We start from the raw sequence: 16440 nt of genomic DNA, 5'->3' as shown, positions 1-16440 counted from the left end.
CATGCGACGCGCACCGATCGTCGTCTCCGCCACGCTCATCGGGGCTGCGGGCGTCCTGCTCTTCAAGCCCCTGCCCGCATCGAGCATCGAAGGGTCCGAGACCGGGTCCGGGTCCGCCGCCGGCAGCGGTGACTCCTCCCCCGCCTCCCTCGGCCCCTCCGGTTCGTCCGCCCCGCAGTCGAGCGCATCCTCGGCTGCGGGCAGCACCACCGTCACCGGAGCTGTGGAGACCGACCGCTATGGGAACACCCAAATCAGGGCGACGATAAAGAACGGGAAGATCACCGATGTCACCGTCCTGGAGTACAACAACGGCGACCCGCGCTCAGCCCAGATCAGCCAGGCGGCCATGCCCGCCCTCCGCAGCGAGGTGCTGAGCAACCAGACCGCAGCCGTCGACGCCGTCAGCGGTGCGACCTACACCAGCAACGCGTACGAGGCGTCACTGCAGTCAGCGCTCGACAAGGCCGGATTCGTCGCCTCGGACGGCTCGAAGGCGAACACCGACCTGGCATCCGCGGACGCGAACCTCCGCGGGCACTGATCGGCATCGGATCCCGCCGATCGCTTCGGGCGTCCGCGCCCGAGGACGCCGGAACCTTCTCGGATTCTGAGGGCTCCGTCCGGACACTTCGAGGGTGATCGACATCGGCGCCCTCCTCGGCGACTCCGGACCGTGGGCACTCGCCGTCATCGCCGCGGTCGTCTTCATCGAGTCGGGGCTGCTCTTCCCCTTCCTGCCCGGCGATTCGCTGCTGGTGTCCGCGGGGCTGCTGCACGAGCAGTTGGGGCTGACCGTGGCGGCGATCGCCCTGGTCGGTTTCATCGCGGCGGTGGCGGGCGACCAGGTCGGATACCTCATCGGGTCACGCTGGGGAACGCGGATGTTCAAGGACGATGCTCGCGTGCTGAAGACCTCCCGGTTGCGAGAGACCGAGCAGTTCTTCGAGAAGTACGGCGGCCGGGCGCTGTTCCTGGCGCGCTTCGTCCCGGTCGTCCGCACGTTCGTGCCCCTCGCCGCGGGAAGCGCTCGCTACCCATACCGGCGCTTCGTGCCGTGGAACGTGGCAGGCGGCTTCGCCTGGGCGGTCGGCGTCACGGTGCTCGGATCGCTGTTGGGCGGAGTGCCGTTCATCGCCGACAACATCGATGTGCTGCTCACCGTCCTGGTCGCCGTCTCGGTGCTGCCGCTCGTGATCTCCGGGCTGCGGCGACGCAGCAGGCGCCGGGCAGCGGAGGCGGGGGCGGAGGCGGAGGCGGAGTGAGTGCAGGGTTCCAGCACGACGGCAGGACCAGGTCCCGACAGCAGGTCCACCGTCGACCACGAACCTGCTATCGGGACCCAGTCCTGCTGTCGTGCTCGGGTTGTCGGCCGATGACCCTCGGGCTCCACGCCGCGCCCGACACATTCGACCTCTGATCGCTGTGCCCCTCACCGCCCTGGTCGCCGTCTGCGTGCTCCCGCCCCGTCAACCCACGGCGGACGCCGAAAGCGGTTCGACGACCTGCGCGGTGCGCCGCCGCACCGTGAAGGCGACGATCCCCCCGACGATGATCAGCAGGAAGGCGTCGCTGACCCACGTCGTGCCGAACCCCAGGCCGCCGTTCTTGGCCGGTTGGGAGAGCAGGTCGCCGATCGACGCGCCGAGCGGCCTCGTCATCACGTACGCGGCCCAGAATGCCGCGACCGCGTTCAGCTTGAACCCGAACCGCGCGACGGCGATGACGGCGATGACTGCCGCGAAGATCAGCGCCGACGGAAGGTAGCCGAGGCCCATGCCCTCCGCGAACCAGTCGCCGGCGGAGGTGCCGAGCGCGAACGCGAACAGGATCGCCGTCCAATAGAAGCCTTCGCGGCGGCGGGTGATGATCGAGTGGATGAACAGGGTGTGCTCGGCCCGGAACCAGAGCAGGAACGTCGCAGCGAGACACACCGCGAAGGCGGCGGTCGAGACGGCGAGCGGGACGCCGTAGCCGTCGACGAGGTTGTCCGAGAACAGCGTTCCCACCACGCTGATCACGACCACGTCGCACTGCTGGGCGGTCGCATCGTGTCGAGGTTCATGACCTCAGAGTGCTGCGCGGCACCTGCACCGAATGTGACTGCGTCCTGCCGGCCGCCCTGTGCTCGATGGTCAGTGCTCAGTGCTCAGTGCAGCACCCAGCCCACCCCACGGACCGTCTCGATCGTGAGGTCCGCCTCGAGCACCTCCAGATGGCACCGGATGCGGTGGAGGTAGGCGTCGAGCGTTGCGCTCCGCACGGCGGCGCCCGGGAACCACGCGAGGGCGACGACCTCGTCGCGTCGCACGACCTGGCCGCGCCGATCCAGCAGGGCCATGACGATCCGGAACTCGTTCGGAGTCAGCACGCGCCCTCGACCCGATGCCGAGAGGATGCGGAGCACGGTGTCGAGGCGCAGGACGCGATGCTCGCCCGAGTCGACCGCGATGGTGCGGACACGGGCACCCCGACGGCGGCGGAGATGGAGATCGACGGTCATGCGAGGTGGCGACGGCGGCGCGAGGACGGGCGGCCGCGTCTGGAGAGCAGCGCGACGGCGAGGACGAAGACGGCCAGCAGACAGAGGCTCACCGGTCCGGCGCCGAGGTCGAGCCCGCCCCGCGGGGTCGGTACGGCGAACCAGTCCGCGACGGAGGCGCCGAGCGGCCGGGTGAGCACATACGCGATCCAGAATGTGACGACCGGACCACGTCGAACGAGGGCGTAGACAACTCCGGGAGCGGCGAACGCCACGGCGAAGAGCACGGCGGACCCGAGGTATCCGAGTCCGAGCGTGGATGCGGTCAGGTCCCCTGCCGCGGTGCCGAGCGCGAAGGTCGTGATCACGGCGGCCCAGTAGAAGCGTTCACGCCGACCGGTGGTGATGTCGTGCACGGACAGCGTGCCCTCGGCTCGACGCCAGGCGATGAAGACGACCGCGAGCAGGATGCCGAAGCCGATCACCGAGGCGAGGTAGGGCAGCCCGAACCCGACGTGCAGCACGTCGGCGGCCATGGTGCCGACGATGCTGACCATCAGCGCGGTCGTCCAGTACATCGCCGGGTGATATCGACGCAACCGCAGTTGCAGCAGCAGCACGGCCGCGAGCACAGCCGCGGCGACGGGTACCACCAGCTCTGGTGCGAACGTCCGCACCAGATAGTCCGAGGTCGTCTCGCCCATCCCGGTCGTCAGCACCTTCACCAGCCAGAACGACGCAGACGGCTGAGGCACTCGGCTCAGTCGGCGAAGCGGCGCGACGGCGCCGGATGAGCCCGCGGAGGCGATCGAAGTCACGGGCAGCATGGTGCCGGGCCGGTCCGAAGAATCGTCCGAGAATGCGGGAGGCGCCCATATCCCGAGCAAAACTGCGTCGACAACAACGTGGTGGCGCTCATACGCGCAGTCCGGCTGCGATCTCCCGCACGGTGCACCCCTGCTCGTGGGCGCGCAGCGTGAGCTCCATGCGGGCAGCGGTTCCGACCTGCTCCATCGTCGAGCTCTGCAGCAGACGCAGCGCTGCTGCGTGATAGGCCCTGAGGCCGGTTCCAGGATCGTGCGTCGGTACGTTCAGCACGAACCGGGCGAAGAGCCGACGGGCGAGCGGCAGCGCCCAGCCCGACAACTCGGCGTCTCGGGTGAGACGGCAGGTGCGCTCAGCGAGCACCAGATCGGCACGCTCCGCGGCGTCGAGCAGCCGGCCGATGTCTTCGGGGTGGTACTCGCCGGCCGCGTCGAGTTGGACCACGACGTCGAAGTCGTGGTCCAGGGCCCACTGCAGGCCGGCCAGTCCCGCATCCGTTCGTCCGGCATCCGTTCGTCCCGCATCCGTTCGTCCGGCATCCGCTGGTTCCGCATCCGGCGGCCGCAGGACCCCGATGTGGTCGTCGTGGTCCGCGAACCAGTCCACGAGTGGTTCCGGAGCGTCTCCCGGGCACTGATCGATCAGCAGGACGAACAGCGCCGGGTACCGCGGCCGGATCTCGAAGACCATCTCGGCAAGCGGATCGGCGTCCGAGACGACGATGCAGACCAACGCGATCCCCGGCGCCGGAGGTGCGTCCTCCTGATCCTGCGGGTGCGATGGGAGTGTCAGGAAACGGGTCATCGTCGGATGCTGGTGCGCCGCGCCTGCAACGCACATGAACGGGATCGATCCGACGAGTCTGAGCGGGTTCTTCGAGCCGGTCGGTCAGGCTGTCGCGTTGGATGGCCGCAGGCATCGCACACGGACACCGCACGCGGGCATCGTGAGCGGGCAAGGGATATGGGCATCGGAGGTGAGCGTCGGATGAAGGAGCCGCGCCAGCCCCCGCCGCCACAAGGCCGCCTGCTGCTCATCGAGGACGATCCGACCCTCGGGCCGATCGCACGCGACGTCCTCAGCGAGGTCTACGAGGTCGTGCTCGTCGCAGACGGAGCGGAGGGCCTGCGGCAGGCCCTGTCCACCGAGTTCGACGTGCTCGTCGTCGATCGCCGGCTGCCCGGCCTGTCCGGCCTGGAGGTGGTGCAGTCGCTGCGCGCCGCGGGCAGCCCGGTCCCCATCCTGGTGCTGACCGCGCTGGGCACGGTCTCGGATCGCGTCGCGGGACTGGATGCCGGTGCGAACGACTACCTGGTGAAGCCCTTCGACTTCGACGAGCTGCTCGCGCGACTGCGGGCGATTCAGCGGACGTTCCCGGTGGAGGGGCCCGGAGTGACGATCGGACAGTGGGAGTTCTATCCCCGCTCGCGCATGATCCACTCCCCCTACGTCGGCCGGATCACGCTGACCGAGAAGGAGAACGACCTGCTGGAACTGCTGTCCGCGGAACCGGGTCGAGCCTTCTCCCGGCAGCGGATACTCCGGCGGGTCTTCGACAGCAGCGACCATCTCGGCCTGGTCGACACCTACGTGCACTACGTGCGGCGCAAGACCGACCGCGACATGATCCATACCGTGCGCGGCATCGGATATCGACTGGGAAGCCCGTGACTCGGCGCGCCCAGGCGCGGAACCGCGGACCATCCGACAGCGACTCCGTCGCCGTCCGACGGGCCTCCCGCATCGTCGCCCTGCGGATCACCGCGGTCTCGACGGCCCTGGTCCTCATCGTGCTGGCCCTCGCGGTCGGGTTCATCGTCGACCAGTCGCGGCCGGCCGAACTGCTGGAGAAGTCGCTGCCCGGGCAGGACAAGATCTACGTCGACGGCCACGAGGTCGTCACGGCACTGGTCGTGCTCGGCGCGGTCACGGTCGCGCTGGCCGGCGTGGCCAGCTGGCTGGTGTCGCGAAGCGCGGTCCGCCCGCTCGGTGAGGCGCTGCGCCTGCAGCGGGAGTTCGTCGCCGACGCGAGCCACGAACTGCGCACCCCGCTGTCGATCCTCGACGCCCGACTGCAGCTGCTGCAGCGCACGCACGACGACTCGGCGAGCCGGGTCGCACTGCTCGCGGCACTCCGCAACGACTCCCGATCATTGAACGACGTGGTGACCGATCTGCTGATCGCGGCCGCCGGAAGCCCCGACGGCCCGGCGACCTGCGAGGTGAGCGGCGCGGTCGCGCGGACGGTCGAATCCATGGCGGTGATCGCCGGAGCGCGCGGAATCACCCTCACGACCGACCTCGACGCCGTCGTCGACGAGGCGGCGTGGGTCGCGCTGGCCGAGGCATCGTTCCGCCGCTGTCTGGTCGCATTGCTGGACAACGCGGTCGCCCACGCGCCGGACGGCAGTGAGGTGGCGCTCGCAGCCCTGGTCGGCCACGGCCTGCTGCAGGTGACGGTGAGCGACAGCGGCACCGGGATCTCGGGCGTCGAGCCGCGCCGCATCTTCGAGCGGTTCGCGAGATCCGAGACGAGCGCTCCGCCGTCGGGCCGACGCGGCTTCGGGATCGGACTCGCACTGGTTCGCGACGTCGCCGTTCGAGCCGGAGGGTCGGTGACCGTCGAGTCGACCTCGACGGCCGGGACGACGATGCGTCTCACCCTGCCGACGGCACCCCGCCCGGCACGACCCGACCCCACACCACCGCTCCCGACAGCACCCGACCCGACGACACCCAGCGCGCCAGCACCCGACCCGGCACCACCCAGCCCGGAGCGGACGGCAGGCCGATGGCTCGGATAGGCCTCTGCGAGGACGACCCCAAGATCAGCCGAGTCGTGCAGGAGGCGTTGCGCGCACCGAGCTCGCCCACGAGCTGCGCACACCGCTCACGGTCGTGCAGGGCGAAGCGCAGCTCGGCGCGTCCCTGCATGAGGGTGCGGATCGTGCCCGCTTCGAACGGATCGCCGCCGCTTCGCAGGAGATGAGCGCCGCGATGACCCTGCTGTTGGACGTCGCCCGGGGACGCGTCGGTACCGACGCTCGCGCCGACGTCGTCGCGGCGGTCGGCAGCGTGCTCGATCGACAGCGTCGCGCCGACCTGGATGTGCAGGTGCGCTCGGTGCCGTCGTCCGTCGCGGTCCCCCAGGAACTGGTCGAGCGAATCCTCACGCCCATCCTCGACAACGCGTTCCGCTATGCGTCCGCCCGTGTCGAGGTCGCCGTCGAGTCCGACGCTTCCGAGGTCCGGGTTTCGATCGCCAACGACGGCCCACCCGTCGGCGTTCCGGTGGACGACCTCTTCGACCCAAGAGTCCGCGGCGCCGACAGCCCCGGTGCCGGACTGGGGCTCGCGCTCGCCCGCCGACTCGCTCGAACAGCCGGCGGCGACATCGCGCTCACCTCGACCGAGCATCCCGTCTTCGTCGTCACGATGCCGTCGACGGCGCCGTCCACGAAGCCGCCGGGGTGACCGGGCGGGTCACGAGGCACGCGCGAAGTCCCGCAGCAGTGCGCCGTCGCGGTCCAGGTCGACTGAGTACGGGGATTGGTATCGCTCCCGCCGGGATGCTCCCGGCACGCCGGCGAGTTCCGCGTCGGAGTAGACGTAGTCGATCTCGTCGCCCAGCACGCTGCTGATCAAATACTCGTTGATCGCGCTGTGCGATGCGGGATTCAGGACCAGCTTGCGCTTGGGGCTTTGCCCGAACACGGTGTTCAGCATCGCGCTGCCGCCGAACCCGGCGACCACCTCGGCGTTCCTGAACAGCGTCGCCTGCTGCGCGAGTGGAAGCAGCTCCGGGCGGACGACGGCGAACCCGTATCCGGCGAACAGCGCCTCGACCTCGTCCGCGTTGCGGCACGTCCGGGCTGTGCCGCGCGGTCTGGTGACGAACAGCTTGGTCGGCGTGCGCTCCATGGACGTGGGTACCAGCCGATCGAGCAGTCGCTGCCAGGTCTGCTCGACGGCGGGGTCGACGTAGGCGAAGTTGACGAACTGGGGAGTCACCGAATAGAGGCGCTCGACGACCGACGTGCGATCCAGCACCGTCACCGACGACTCCGGAATCCCGTACGCGGTCAGCAGTTCGAGCATCCACCCCGGCAGCCGTCCTTCGTCCCGGCGGCGACTGGAGATCAACAGGCGCACGCTCGGGTCCTCCGCCCGTGCGAGCTCCCACCCCCACAACCTGCCGACCATGTCCGTCAGCAGGTGGCCGTAGACGCTCGGGTACTCGCAGTCGAGATAGAAGTAGGCGCCGCGAAGCGTCGGTGGGTCTTTCAGACTGCCGGGGACCTGTGCGAAGCGGGCATCGACGTCGAGCAGGAAGTCGTGCTTCAGGTACCGCCGTCGACTCAGGCGGAAGGTCTCCGGCAGCAGGAGGTTTCCTCGACTGAGAATCTGCCGTGGCGTGCAGGTGACGAAGTCGTAGCTGCGGAACTTCATCGACGGCAGGTCGAAGGCCGGACTGAACCGGCGCGCCAGCTCGGGCCGGTTGACTCGAACGGTCGCGCGGGAGACGAAGGGGCGGCCGGAGACGAGAGTCCGCTCGTGCAGCCAGGTCCGCGCCCGATGCTCGATGAACGTCGGTGTCACTGCCTCCTCCCGCATCTTCAGCAGGTGCAGGAAGCGCTTGCGGATGAACACCGACCTGCCCACGTGGACGATCTGCCCGGCCGCCGCCGCGACCCGCCTGGTCGCCACCGGTCCCGTCGGATCCTTCTGCGCGATGGCGCCCACAGCACGAATCGACGACTGCTCGCGCACCGACAGATCGAATTCTTCGTTCAGCGCGCCCAGGCGTCGAACCACATCCCTCACGTCCGCTCCCATCCGCCGGATGCAGTACGTGCCGGCCGAGCGGAGGTGGTAGATCAGCTCTCGCAGAGCCGGAACCTGCAGCGGATGCCCGGCCTCCAGCCCGTCGACGATCAACGAGATCGTGCCGAGCAGCTTCATGGCCTCGTGCACGGCGGACATGTTCTCGGCGGGCGTGATCCGCACGTTCGGGGGAATCAGCACCGATCTGCGCTGCACCGGCTGCACCGAAAACACGTGCACCGAACTCTGCGGATACGCGGACGCGATCGCTCTGACCAGCCCTAGATCGGAGTCGATCAGCATCACGACGTGCTTCGGAGCCTCGGCGTCGGCGGGAAGGCTGGCGGCGAGGTGTCGCAGGAACGCGCGTTCCCCTCGCACCGACCAGCGAGGCAGTGCCCGGACCAGCAGTGCCCGGGCCAGCAGTGCCCGAGAGGCCGAGCCGCGCACCCCATCCGACGCACGCTGCATGGTCCGACGATGCGCACAGCGCACTCAGATCGATCGAAGAAACAGTCCGCCGGTGTGCTCCGCCGAGCACGTCGGCGAGGGCGTGCTGCTGGTCGACTCGAGTCAGATCACGTCGCATCCAGCACGACAGCAGGACCAGGTGCCGTGAGCAGGTCCCCTGTCGACCTGGAACCTGCCGTCGGGACCCTGTCCTGCTGTCGTGCTCCGGGTGTCGGGGGTGTCGCAGCCGCGGGAGTGGGCTCGGTGGTGGCGGGCAGGGTCAGTCGGAAGGCGGCGCCCGGCAGGTCGCCCGGGCCCGGGTCGACGCACACCAGGTCGCCGCCGTGCGCCTGGGCCAGGCCGCGGGCGATGGGCAGGCCGAGTCCGGCGCCGCCGGTGGTGCTGGAGCGGGCCGGATCCAGTCGCACGAGCCGTTCGAAGATCGCCTCGCGTGCCTCGCCGGCCACGCCCGGGCCGGTGTCGCTGACCGTGACGGTCGAGCCGCCGTCGGTCGCCCGGCCGATTCGGATGCGCGTGCTGCCGGACGGGGCCGCGCGCTGGGCGTTCTGCAGCAGGTTCGCGAGGATCTGCTCGATGCGCATCGGATCGGCCAGGATCGCCGACGGGTGCGGTCGTTCGTCGACGACCGCGATCGGGTGCGCTCCCGGCAGTCGACCGGCGCGGCCGGCCGCCGCCGCCGCGAGGGTGGCGAGATCGGCGGGGTGCAGGTCGAGATCGAGGTGCTCCAGGCGCGAAACAAGCAGCAGGTCGTCCACCAGGCGGCCCGCTCGCCGGGATTCGCGGACCAGATCGGTGGCGACGGCCTCCCGGTCGGGTCCGGCGTCGAGCAGCAGGCGTTCGGCGCCGGCGGCCAGTCCGGCCAGCGGGGTGCGCAGCTCGTGGGAGGCGTCGGACAGGAAGGCGCTCAGCCGTTCCCGGGCGGCGGCCGTGGCGCGCTCGGCGCCCTCCAAGTCCTCGAGCATGGCGTCGAACTCGGCGGCCGCACGACCGAGATCCGTGGTCGGGTCGCGCGGAGCCAGACGTCGGCCGCGGTCGCCGTGCGCGGTCGCCCGGGCAGCGCGGGCGAGCGCGTCGAGCGGACGCAGCGCCCGACCGAGCAGCCCCCGCAGCAGCAGCGCGGCGATCCCCAGCGCGGCAGCGCTGCCGACCGCCATCAGCAGGCGGAACCGGGCGAGGGCGGCGTCGATCGTGCCGGTGTCGGCCGTCAGGGTCAGTTCCGCGCCGTCGCGCAGCGTCTGCGTGGCGACGAGCTGCCCGCCCTGCTGCTGGATCTGCGCCGACGGCGTCGTCGCCGATGCGGGTGGCGCCGGCGGGGCGGGCCGATCGCCCTTCTTCGGCCGCTTCGGCACGCCCACCACCACGTCGCCGGCGGTTCGGATGGTCGCGGTGACGCCGGGAATCGTCAGCCGGTCGGCGAGATCCTGCGCGTCGAGCGTGCCGTCGAGCTGCGTGGCGAGCGTGGCGACCGACTCGATCCGCTGCCGCTGCTCCGCGCGGAGGATGCCGCCCAGGGCGACGTCGACGAAGACGCCGACCAACAGCAGCACGGCGGCCAGCACCGCGAGCGAGACCACGACGGCGCGCCGCCGCAACGACGGGGTCTTCATGCCGCGTCGGCCGCGTCCGCCTCCGCGGCCTTCAGCACGTAGCCGAGGCCGCGCACCGTGTGCAGCATTCGCGGTCCGTGCTGCTCGATCTTGCGGCGCAGGGCGCTGACGTGCACCTCCACCAGGTTCGGGTCGTAATCGTCGTACCCCCACACCTGCGTCAGCAGCTGGGTCTTGGACCAGATGCGGCCGCGGTGCCGGGCGAGGAACAGCAGCAGTCGGAACTCGGTGGCCGTCAGGTCGAGCGCACTGCCGCCCACGACCGCCACTCCGGCGCCCTCGTCGACGATCAGCGCGCCGAGGTCGATCGTGTCCGCGACGCGACCGCGGCGGCGCAGGACGGCCCGGGTGCGCGCGAGCAACTCCTCGGTGATGAACGGCTTGACGATGTAGTCGTCGCCACCGGCGCCGAACCCGGCGAGGCGATCGCCGACCCCGTCACGGGCGGTGAGGAAGATCACGGCGATGTCGCCGGTGCGGAGCAGTCGCCGAGCCAGCGTGATGCCGTCGGCGCCGGGCAGCATCACGTCGACCAGGGCCAGGTCGGGCCGAAACTGCTCCACGAGTGCCTGCAGTCCGTCGCCGTCCCCGGCCTCCCGCACCAGATGGCCCTCGTTCGTCAGGGCCGCGGCGACCGATGCGCGGATGAGGGGATCGTCCTCGATCACCAGCACGCGCGCCGCATCCGAAGCCATGCCACCACCGTCCGCGCATCCGCTGAAGCGAACCTGAAGGACGTGTCGCAATCGCTGAAGCACACCTGAAGAATCTGCCCTGCGGCCGCCGCTTCAGGTCGGCTTCAGTCCGGGGCTGTGCCCTGGAACAGCCGACGCACCCGCCTCGGCCCACGGGAACAGAAGCGACGGAAGAAGCGACACCTCATGAACAAACCACAGCCCACCAAGAAGCGCGTGCTGCTCGCCGCGGCCGGCATCGCGGCGGTCGGCCTCACCGGCGTCGGTGCGGCGGCCGCCTTCGCCGCCGACGCCAGCAGCCCCGCTCCGTCCTCCTCGGGCAGCGCGACCGGCGGAGCGACGACCGCCGCGCCCGATCCCGCCGGCGCGGGCGCCGGCGCCCCGCGCCACCAGCCGCACATCGGCGGCTCGGTGCTCTCCCTCGCCGGTGACACCCTGCTGGTCCGCGACAAGGAGGGATTCACCCGCACCGTCCACCTGGAGGACGGGGCCAAGATCACCAAGAACGCGACCGCCGCCACCGCGAGCGCACTCACCGCGGGCCAGCACGTGGACGCGACCGGCACCGTCGACAGCAACGGCACCACCCTGGATGCCAGCGTCGTCACCGTGGGAAAGCCCGTGCCGCCCGCGGGTCATCCGGGTCCGAAGGCCCCGCATGCGCCCAAGGGCGCGCCTGCAGCGAAGGACGGGGCCGCCGGCCCGGGTGCCGAGCGCCCCGCACCGCCCGCTGCCGGAGCGACACCGCCCGCGAAGGCGCCGGGCGCAGCAGGCAAGGGACCGGGCGCAGGCAAGGCCCCGGGCGCGGATGGGAAGAAGCCCAGCACGGCGCCGGCAGCCCCGAGCGTCGCTCCGTCGGCCCCGGCGCCCTCCGGATCCTGACCGATCCTGCGCCCTGCGCCCACGACCGTGAGCGCGGGGTGCAGGGCGCAGGGCGCAGGGTGCCCCGCGGTCGACGCTGCTGTGTGACAATCTGCGCATGAGCGAAGATTCGACGACATGTGGTCGCGTCCCCAGCAGCGAGTACGTCGAATTGGCGGTCGAGGTGTTCTCGCTGCTGGCGGACGCGACCCGCGTCCGCATCGTGCTGGCGCTGCGGGAGGCGGACGAGCTGCCGGTGAACCGACTGGCGGCGATCGTGGAGCGGCCTGCCACGGCGGTGTCGCAGCATCTGGCGAAGCTGCGGATGGCACGGATGGTGAGCACACGGCAGCACGGCAACCAGGTGTTCTACAAGCTGGCCAACGAACACGCTTCACGACTGGTCGTCGACGGCATCTATCAGGCCGAGCACGCCCTGCACGACGTGCCCCGCCACCACCACCCGGTCGACGGGGCGGCCCCGACCCGCCACGACACCCGGGCATGACCGACCCGATCGGCAGCTCCTCCGGCAATCCGCACGACCTCGAGCCCGAACACGGCCACGACCACGACCACGACCATCAGCACAGCCACGAACACCGGGGCGGCGTCCGCGGGTTCCTGCACGACCTGTTCGTGCCGCACACCCACGATGCCGCCGACTCGGTGGACGACGCGCTCGAAGCGAGCCGCGACGGCGTCCGCGCACTCAAGGTGAGCCTCGTCGTCCTGCTGGCGACGTCGCTGATTCAGCTCGTGCTCGTGACCGTGACCGGGTCGGTGGCGCTGCTGGCCGACACGGTCCACAACTTCTCCGACGCGCTCACGGCGGTGCCGCTCTGGATCGCGTTCGCGCTGGGCCGTCGACCACCGTCCCACCGGTACACCTACGGGTACGGGCGAGCCGAAGACCTCGCGGGGCTCTTCATCGTGGTCGTCGTGCTGCTGTCCGCGATCGTCGCGGCCTGGCAGTCGGTGGACCGGCTGCTGCATCCGCACACACCGGTGAACCTCGGCTGGCTCGCGCTGGCTGGCCTCATCGGCTTCGCGGGCAACGAGTCCGTGGCGATCTACCGCATCCGAGTCGGCCGACGGATCGGCTCGGCGGCCCTCGTCGCCGACGGAGTGCACGCCCGCACGGACGGGTTCACCTCGCTCGCGGTCCTGCTGGGCGCAGCCGGCGTCTGGCTCGGCTTTCCCCTGGCCGACCCGATCGTCGGCATCGTGATCGCCGTCGCCATCTTCCTGCTGCTGATCGGCACCGTCCGCAGCATCGGACGACGCCTGATGGACGGCATCGACCCCGACCTGCTCCACACCGCCGAACACGCCATCGCGCACGTCGAGGGCGTGCTCGAACTCCGTTCCCTGCGCCTGCGCTGGGCCGGCCATCGCCTGCAGGGCGACGCGACCATCCTTGTCGGCGACCTGCCGCTCACTACCGCGGAAGCCATCGCGGCGGAGGCGGAGCACGAGGTCCGGGGCCACCTGCGGACCATCGACGACATCACTATCCGGCCCGTCTCCCGCTGAGCCGGTCGCGCCCGACGGGCAGATCAACGGGTGACGCCAATGGCGAGGGTCGCGGCGCCGACCGTCAGCGGCGCCACGATCAGGCCGAGTCCGGCGAACCGCCACCAGGAGATCCGCACGTCCATCGCGGCGAGGCGCTGCTGCCAGAGCAGGGTCGCAAGCGACGCCCACGGGGTGATCAGGGATCCGGCGTTCACCGCGACGAGCAGCGCGATGAGCCGAGCCGGGCTCTCAGCCACCGGTTCGAGCAGCAGGTAGGCGGGCAGGTTGTCGACGAGATTCGCAGCGGCCGTCCCCACTCCGGCGACCTGCAGCAGGGCGACGGGCGAGTCGCCGCTGCCGGCGACGGCCTCGAGCACGGCGGTCGCGCCCACCCGCCCGACCGCGGCCACCGTCAGGAAGAGGCCGCACACGAACACGACCAGTTGCCACGGCAGCAGGCCGAACCGGAGCGCCGTCCGTCGGCGCCACGAGAAGACGATCACGAGCACGAGCGCCGCCGCCGAGGCGGGTATCCACACCGGCAGGCCGGAGACCAGCGCCGGAACCAGCAGGGCGACGATGACGGCGGCGACGGTGCGCAGGCGGCGGTCCGCCGGTACGGACCAGGGCTGCGCGGCGTAGCGCCGGGTCAGCGAGCGTCGATACACGACCGCAAGCACGAGCACCGGAACGACCACGGCGACGACGGCTGGAAGCGCTGACAGCGCGACGTAGCTGCGGCCGCGCAGTGCCGGTGCGGACTCGGCGAGCAGGTTCGTCAGGTTCGACACCGGCAGCAGCAGGGATGCGGTGTTCGCCAGCCAGACCGTCGTCAGCGCGAACGGCATCGGCGGCAGGCCGACCCGCCGCGCCATCGTCACGACGATGGGCGTCAGCAGCACCGCGGTGGTGTCGAGGGAGAGAAACACCGTCGACAGCACCGCGACCGCGACGACGAGCAACCACAGCACCGCACCACGGCCGCGCGCCGCATGCGCCGCCGCGTCCGCGATCCAGGCGAAGACTCCGGCCTCCGCCGCCAGGGCGGCCACGACCGTGATCGCGACGACGAACCCGAGGACGGGCACGGTCCGGTCGGCGAGCGCGACCACCGCGTCGAGCGGCAGCACACCGGTGAGCACCGCGAGCGCACCCGCGAGAAGCAGGACGCCACCGACGACGGCCAGCATCAGGATCCGAGGAATTCAGGAAGAATCGACGAACGAAGGCGAATCCGGTCCGGATCTGGACCGGGCCCTCGAATCGTCCTGAGTTCTTCGGACAGCAGATGGCGGCTGCGCGCTCTCGCCTGCGACGTGCGGCTCAGGCCGGCGATGAGTGCGAGCGGCGTCCGGGTGACTTCGAAGCAGGTCGTCGCTGCGAGCTGAGGGGACGAGGACGGGGTGCAGCACGCCGTCGTCACACGCCGAGCCTGTCAGATCGGAGGCGTCGCGGGCACGCCGACGGTCCCGCGACGCAGGTCTGCCCGGCAGGGGTGCACGTGCATGAACCCGAGGCCTCGGCGACCTGCTCGACATCCGAGCTGTCAAATCTGCCTGGATATCGAAGAATTCAGGAGGAATCGAGGAGTGAGGGCGAATCCGGCCCGGATCGAGGCCGGAACCTCGATCTGTCCTGAATTCCTCGGATGTCGGGTGCAGCAGCGGGGCGGGCGGAGCCGCGCTATTTGTTCGCGGGCTCCGGAGCCGGGTTGGCGTAGACCGGCGCCTCGACGCCCTTGGCGCCCGGCAACTCCGGATCGGCCTCGGCCTCGGCCTTGCGCCGCGCGCGCAGGCTGCGCTTGATCGGCTCGGGCGCCTTCTCCGGAATCGGCGGCTTGGGGCGGCTGGCGAACGTCTCGAACGCCGTGCGCGGGGTCTCGACCAGCAGTGTGGAGACGATGTCGCGGCCGAGGAGCAGGTTGAGGCCCCACGTGACGATGACGCGCAGCTTGCGCTCCCACGTCGGGATCGCGAGCCCGTGGTACCCGCGATGCATGACCCAGGCCGGGAACCCCTTGACCGCGATCTTGCCGCTCTGGAACGCCCCGACGTAGAGCCCGAGGCCGGCGACCGCGCCGAGGTTCTCGTGGTAGTAGTCCTTCAGCCCTTCGCCGCGCAGGCTGGCGGCCAGGTTCTTGGCGAGCTGCTTGCCCTGCCGCACCGCGTGCTGCGCGTTCGGCACGCAGTAGCCGCCCACGCCCTTGCCGGTCAGGTCGGGCACCGCGGAGACGTCGCCGGCGCCCCACGCGTCGGGCACGATCTCGCCGTCGGCGGTGACCACGCGCAGGTCGGGGCGCACGCGCAGGCGGCCGCGCTCCTCCGTGGGCAGGTCGGTGTTGCGCAGCATCGGCGACGCCATCACCCCGGCGGTCCACACGATCACGTCCGACTCGAACGACTCGCCGGTGGACAGCTCGCAGCGGCCGCCCTCGGCGCTCTTCAGCTGGGTGTCGAGGTGCACCTCCGCACCGCGCTCGGCGTAGTTCTTCAGCACCCAGTGGCTGGTGGGCAGTGACACCTCGGGCATGATGCGGCTCATCGCCTCGACCAGGTGGAAGTGCGTGTCGTCGAACGTCAGCTGCGGGTAGTACTTGAGCAGCGCGGAGGCGAGCGAGCGCATCTCGCCGAACACCTCGATGCCCGCGAAGCCGCCGCCGATCACGACGAAGGTGAGCAGGCGATCGCGCTCCGGACCCGCCGGCAGGTTGGCGGCCTTGTCGAAGTTGGTCAGGATGCGGTCGCGGATGGCGACGGCCTCCTCGATGGTCTTCAGCCCGAACGCCGTATCGGCGACGCCCGGGATCGGGAAGGTGCGGCTGACGGACCCGGCGGTCACCACGACGATGTCGTACTCCATCGTCCAGTCGTCGCCGACCGCCGGCGAGACGGTGACGGTCTTGGCGGCGTGGTCGATGTGGGTGACCGCGGCCGTGATCACGTGGGTGCGCTTCAGGTGGCGCCGCTGGTTGACGATGGCATGCCGCGCCTCGACGGAGCCGCCCACCACCTCCGGCAGGAACGGCTGGTAGGTGAGGTAGGGCAACGGGTCGATGAGCACGACGTCGGCCTCGCCGCGGGTGAGGAACTTCTCCAGCTTCCAGGCCGTGTAGAAGCCGGCGTAGCCGCCGCCGACGATCAGGATTCGTGGCACTGGT

At 70.7% G+C, this 16440-nt stretch carries 17 protein-coding genes; 8 read left to right on the top strand and 9 right to left on the bottom strand.

The annotated features are described in order from the left end of the window. The first annotated feature begins 1 nt into the window (after window position 1). Window positions 2–544: an FMN-binding protein gene (locus tag ACFE7H_RS03640; protein WP_375399850.1), complete on the top strand. Its 543-nt coding sequence runs from the start codon at window positions 2–4 to the stop codon at window positions 542–544. 94 nt (window positions 545–638) lie between these two features. Then, entirely contained in the window at window positions 639–1265 is a 627-nt protein-coding gene (locus ACFE7H_RS03635; RefSeq protein ID WP_375399849.1) for a DedA family protein, read from the top strand. A 204-nt stretch (window positions 1266–1469) separates the two neighbouring features. Here the strand turns inward: ACFE7H_RS03635 and ACFE7H_RS03630 are convergent, their stop codons facing one another. The 4 genes from ACFE7H_RS03630 to ACFE7H_RS03615 form a co-directional block, all read right to left on the bottom strand. Beyond that, window positions 1470–2027, bottom strand: a complete 558-nt coding sequence (locus ACFE7H_RS03630) for a hypothetical protein (RefSeq protein ID WP_375399848.1) — start codon at window positions 2025–2027, stop codon at window positions 1470–1472. Between the two features lie 122 nt (window positions 2028–2149). Further along, window positions 2150–2503, bottom strand: coding sequence for a winged helix-turn-helix domain-containing protein (locus tag ACFE7H_RS03625; protein ID WP_375399847.1), 354 nt, complete (start codon window positions 2501–2503; stop codon window positions 2150–2152). After that, complete coding sequence (locus ACFE7H_RS03620) at window positions 2500–3300, bottom strand: hypothetical protein (protein ID WP_375399846.1); 801 nt, start codon at window positions 3298–3300, stop codon at window positions 2500–2502. Before ACFE7H_RS03620 ends, ACFE7H_RS03625 begins: the two co-directional genes overlap by 4 nt. 97 nt (window positions 3301–3397) lie before the next feature. Next, entirely contained in the window at window positions 3398–4111 is a 714-nt protein-coding gene (locus ACFE7H_RS03615) for a hypothetical protein (RefSeq protein WP_375399845.1), read from the bottom strand. 183 nt (window positions 4112–4294) lie between these two features. Between ACFE7H_RS03615 and ACFE7H_RS03610 the strand changes: the two genes are divergently transcribed. From ACFE7H_RS03610 to ACFE7H_RS03600, 3 genes are read left to right on the top strand one after another with little or no spacing between them, the layout of a single operon-like run. Next, the gene (locus ACFE7H_RS03610) at window positions 4295–4978 is read left to right on the top strand and encodes a response regulator transcription factor (RefSeq protein ID WP_375399844.1); all 684 of its coding nucleotides are present in this window, start codon (window positions 4295–4297) and stop codon (window positions 4976–4978) included. Continuing rightward, the gene (locus ACFE7H_RS03605; protein WP_375399843.1) at window positions 4975–6111 is read left to right on the top strand and encodes a sensor histidine kinase; all 1137 of its coding nucleotides are present in this window, start codon (window positions 4975–4977) and stop codon (window positions 6109–6111) included. The genes ACFE7H_RS03610 and ACFE7H_RS03605 overlap by 4 nt, the downstream gene beginning before the upstream one ends. Window positions 6112–6115: 4 nt before the next feature. Beyond that, a complete protein-coding gene (locus tag ACFE7H_RS03600) occupies window positions 6116–6781 on the top strand; it encodes a sensor histidine kinase (RefSeq protein WP_375399942.1) in 666 nt (221 codons plus the stop codon). Between the two features lie 9 nt (window positions 6782–6790). Here the strand turns inward: ACFE7H_RS03600 and ACFE7H_RS03595 are convergent, their stop codons facing one another. The 3 genes from ACFE7H_RS03595 to ACFE7H_RS03585 form a co-directional block, all read right to left on the bottom strand. Continuing rightward, window positions 6791–8602 carry a DUF563 domain-containing protein gene (locus ACFE7H_RS03595; RefSeq protein ID WP_375399842.1) on the bottom strand — a complete coding sequence of 604 codons (1812 nt, stop codon included), beginning with the start codon at window positions 8600–8602 and terminating at the stop codon, window positions 6791–6793. Between the two features lie 107 nt (window positions 8603–8709). Then, a complete protein-coding gene (locus ACFE7H_RS03590) occupies window positions 8710–10209 on the bottom strand; it encodes a sensor histidine kinase (protein ID WP_375399841.1) in 1500 nt (499 codons plus the stop codon). Further along, window positions 10206–10904, bottom strand: a complete 699-nt coding sequence (locus ACFE7H_RS03585) for a response regulator transcription factor (protein ID WP_375399840.1) — start codon at window positions 10902–10904, stop codon at window positions 10206–10208. The genes ACFE7H_RS03590 and ACFE7H_RS03585 overlap by 4 nt, the downstream gene beginning before the upstream one ends. Window positions 10905–11090: 186 nt before the next feature. Here ACFE7H_RS03585 and ACFE7H_RS03580 point away from each other — a divergent pair, with 186 nt between their 5' ends. The 3 genes from ACFE7H_RS03580 (at window position 11091) to ACFE7H_RS03570 (ending at window position 13301) form a co-directional block, all read left to right on the top strand. Next, window positions 11091–11786: a hypothetical protein gene (locus ACFE7H_RS03580; RefSeq protein WP_375399839.1), complete on the top strand. Its 696-nt coding sequence runs from the start codon at window positions 11091–11093 to the stop codon at window positions 11784–11786. A 97-nt stretch (window positions 11787–11883) separates the two neighbouring features. Then, entirely contained in the window at window positions 11884–12273 is a 390-nt protein-coding gene (locus tag ACFE7H_RS03575; protein WP_375399838.1) for an ArsR/SmtB family transcription factor, read from the top strand. Further along, window positions 12270–13301 (top strand): cation diffusion facilitator family transporter, encoded by a 1032-nt coding sequence (locus ACFE7H_RS03570; protein ID WP_375399837.1) that lies wholly within the window; start codon window positions 12270–12272, stop codon window positions 13299–13301. Before ACFE7H_RS03575 ends, ACFE7H_RS03570 begins: the two co-directional genes overlap by 4 nt. Window positions 13302–13324: 23 nt before the next feature. On the opposite strand, the gene ACFE7H_RS03565 is transcribed toward ACFE7H_RS03570, so the two are convergent. Both ACFE7H_RS03565 and ACFE7H_RS03560 read right to left on the bottom strand, forming a co-directional pair. Further along, window positions 13325–14476, bottom strand: a complete 1152-nt coding sequence (locus ACFE7H_RS03565) for an SLC13 family permease (RefSeq protein WP_375399941.1) — start codon at window positions 14474–14476, stop codon at window positions 13325–13327. 490 nt (window positions 14477–14966) lie between these two features. Then, the gene (locus ACFE7H_RS03560) at window positions 14967–16436 is read right to left on the bottom strand and encodes an NAD(P)/FAD-dependent oxidoreductase (RefSeq protein ID WP_375399836.1); all 1470 of its coding nucleotides are present in this window, start codon (window positions 16434–16436) and stop codon (window positions 14967–14969) included. Window positions 16437–16440 lie beyond the last annotated feature (4 nt).

The sequence above is a fragment of the uncultured Amnibacterium sp. genome, assembly GCF_964250715.1.
Taxonomy (GTDB): Bacteria; Actinomycetota; Actinomycetes; order Actinomycetales; family Microbacteriaceae; genus Amnibacterium.
The sequence above is the reverse complement of the archived record's forward strand: the minus strand, read 5'-3'. Positions and strand labels throughout refer to the sequence as shown.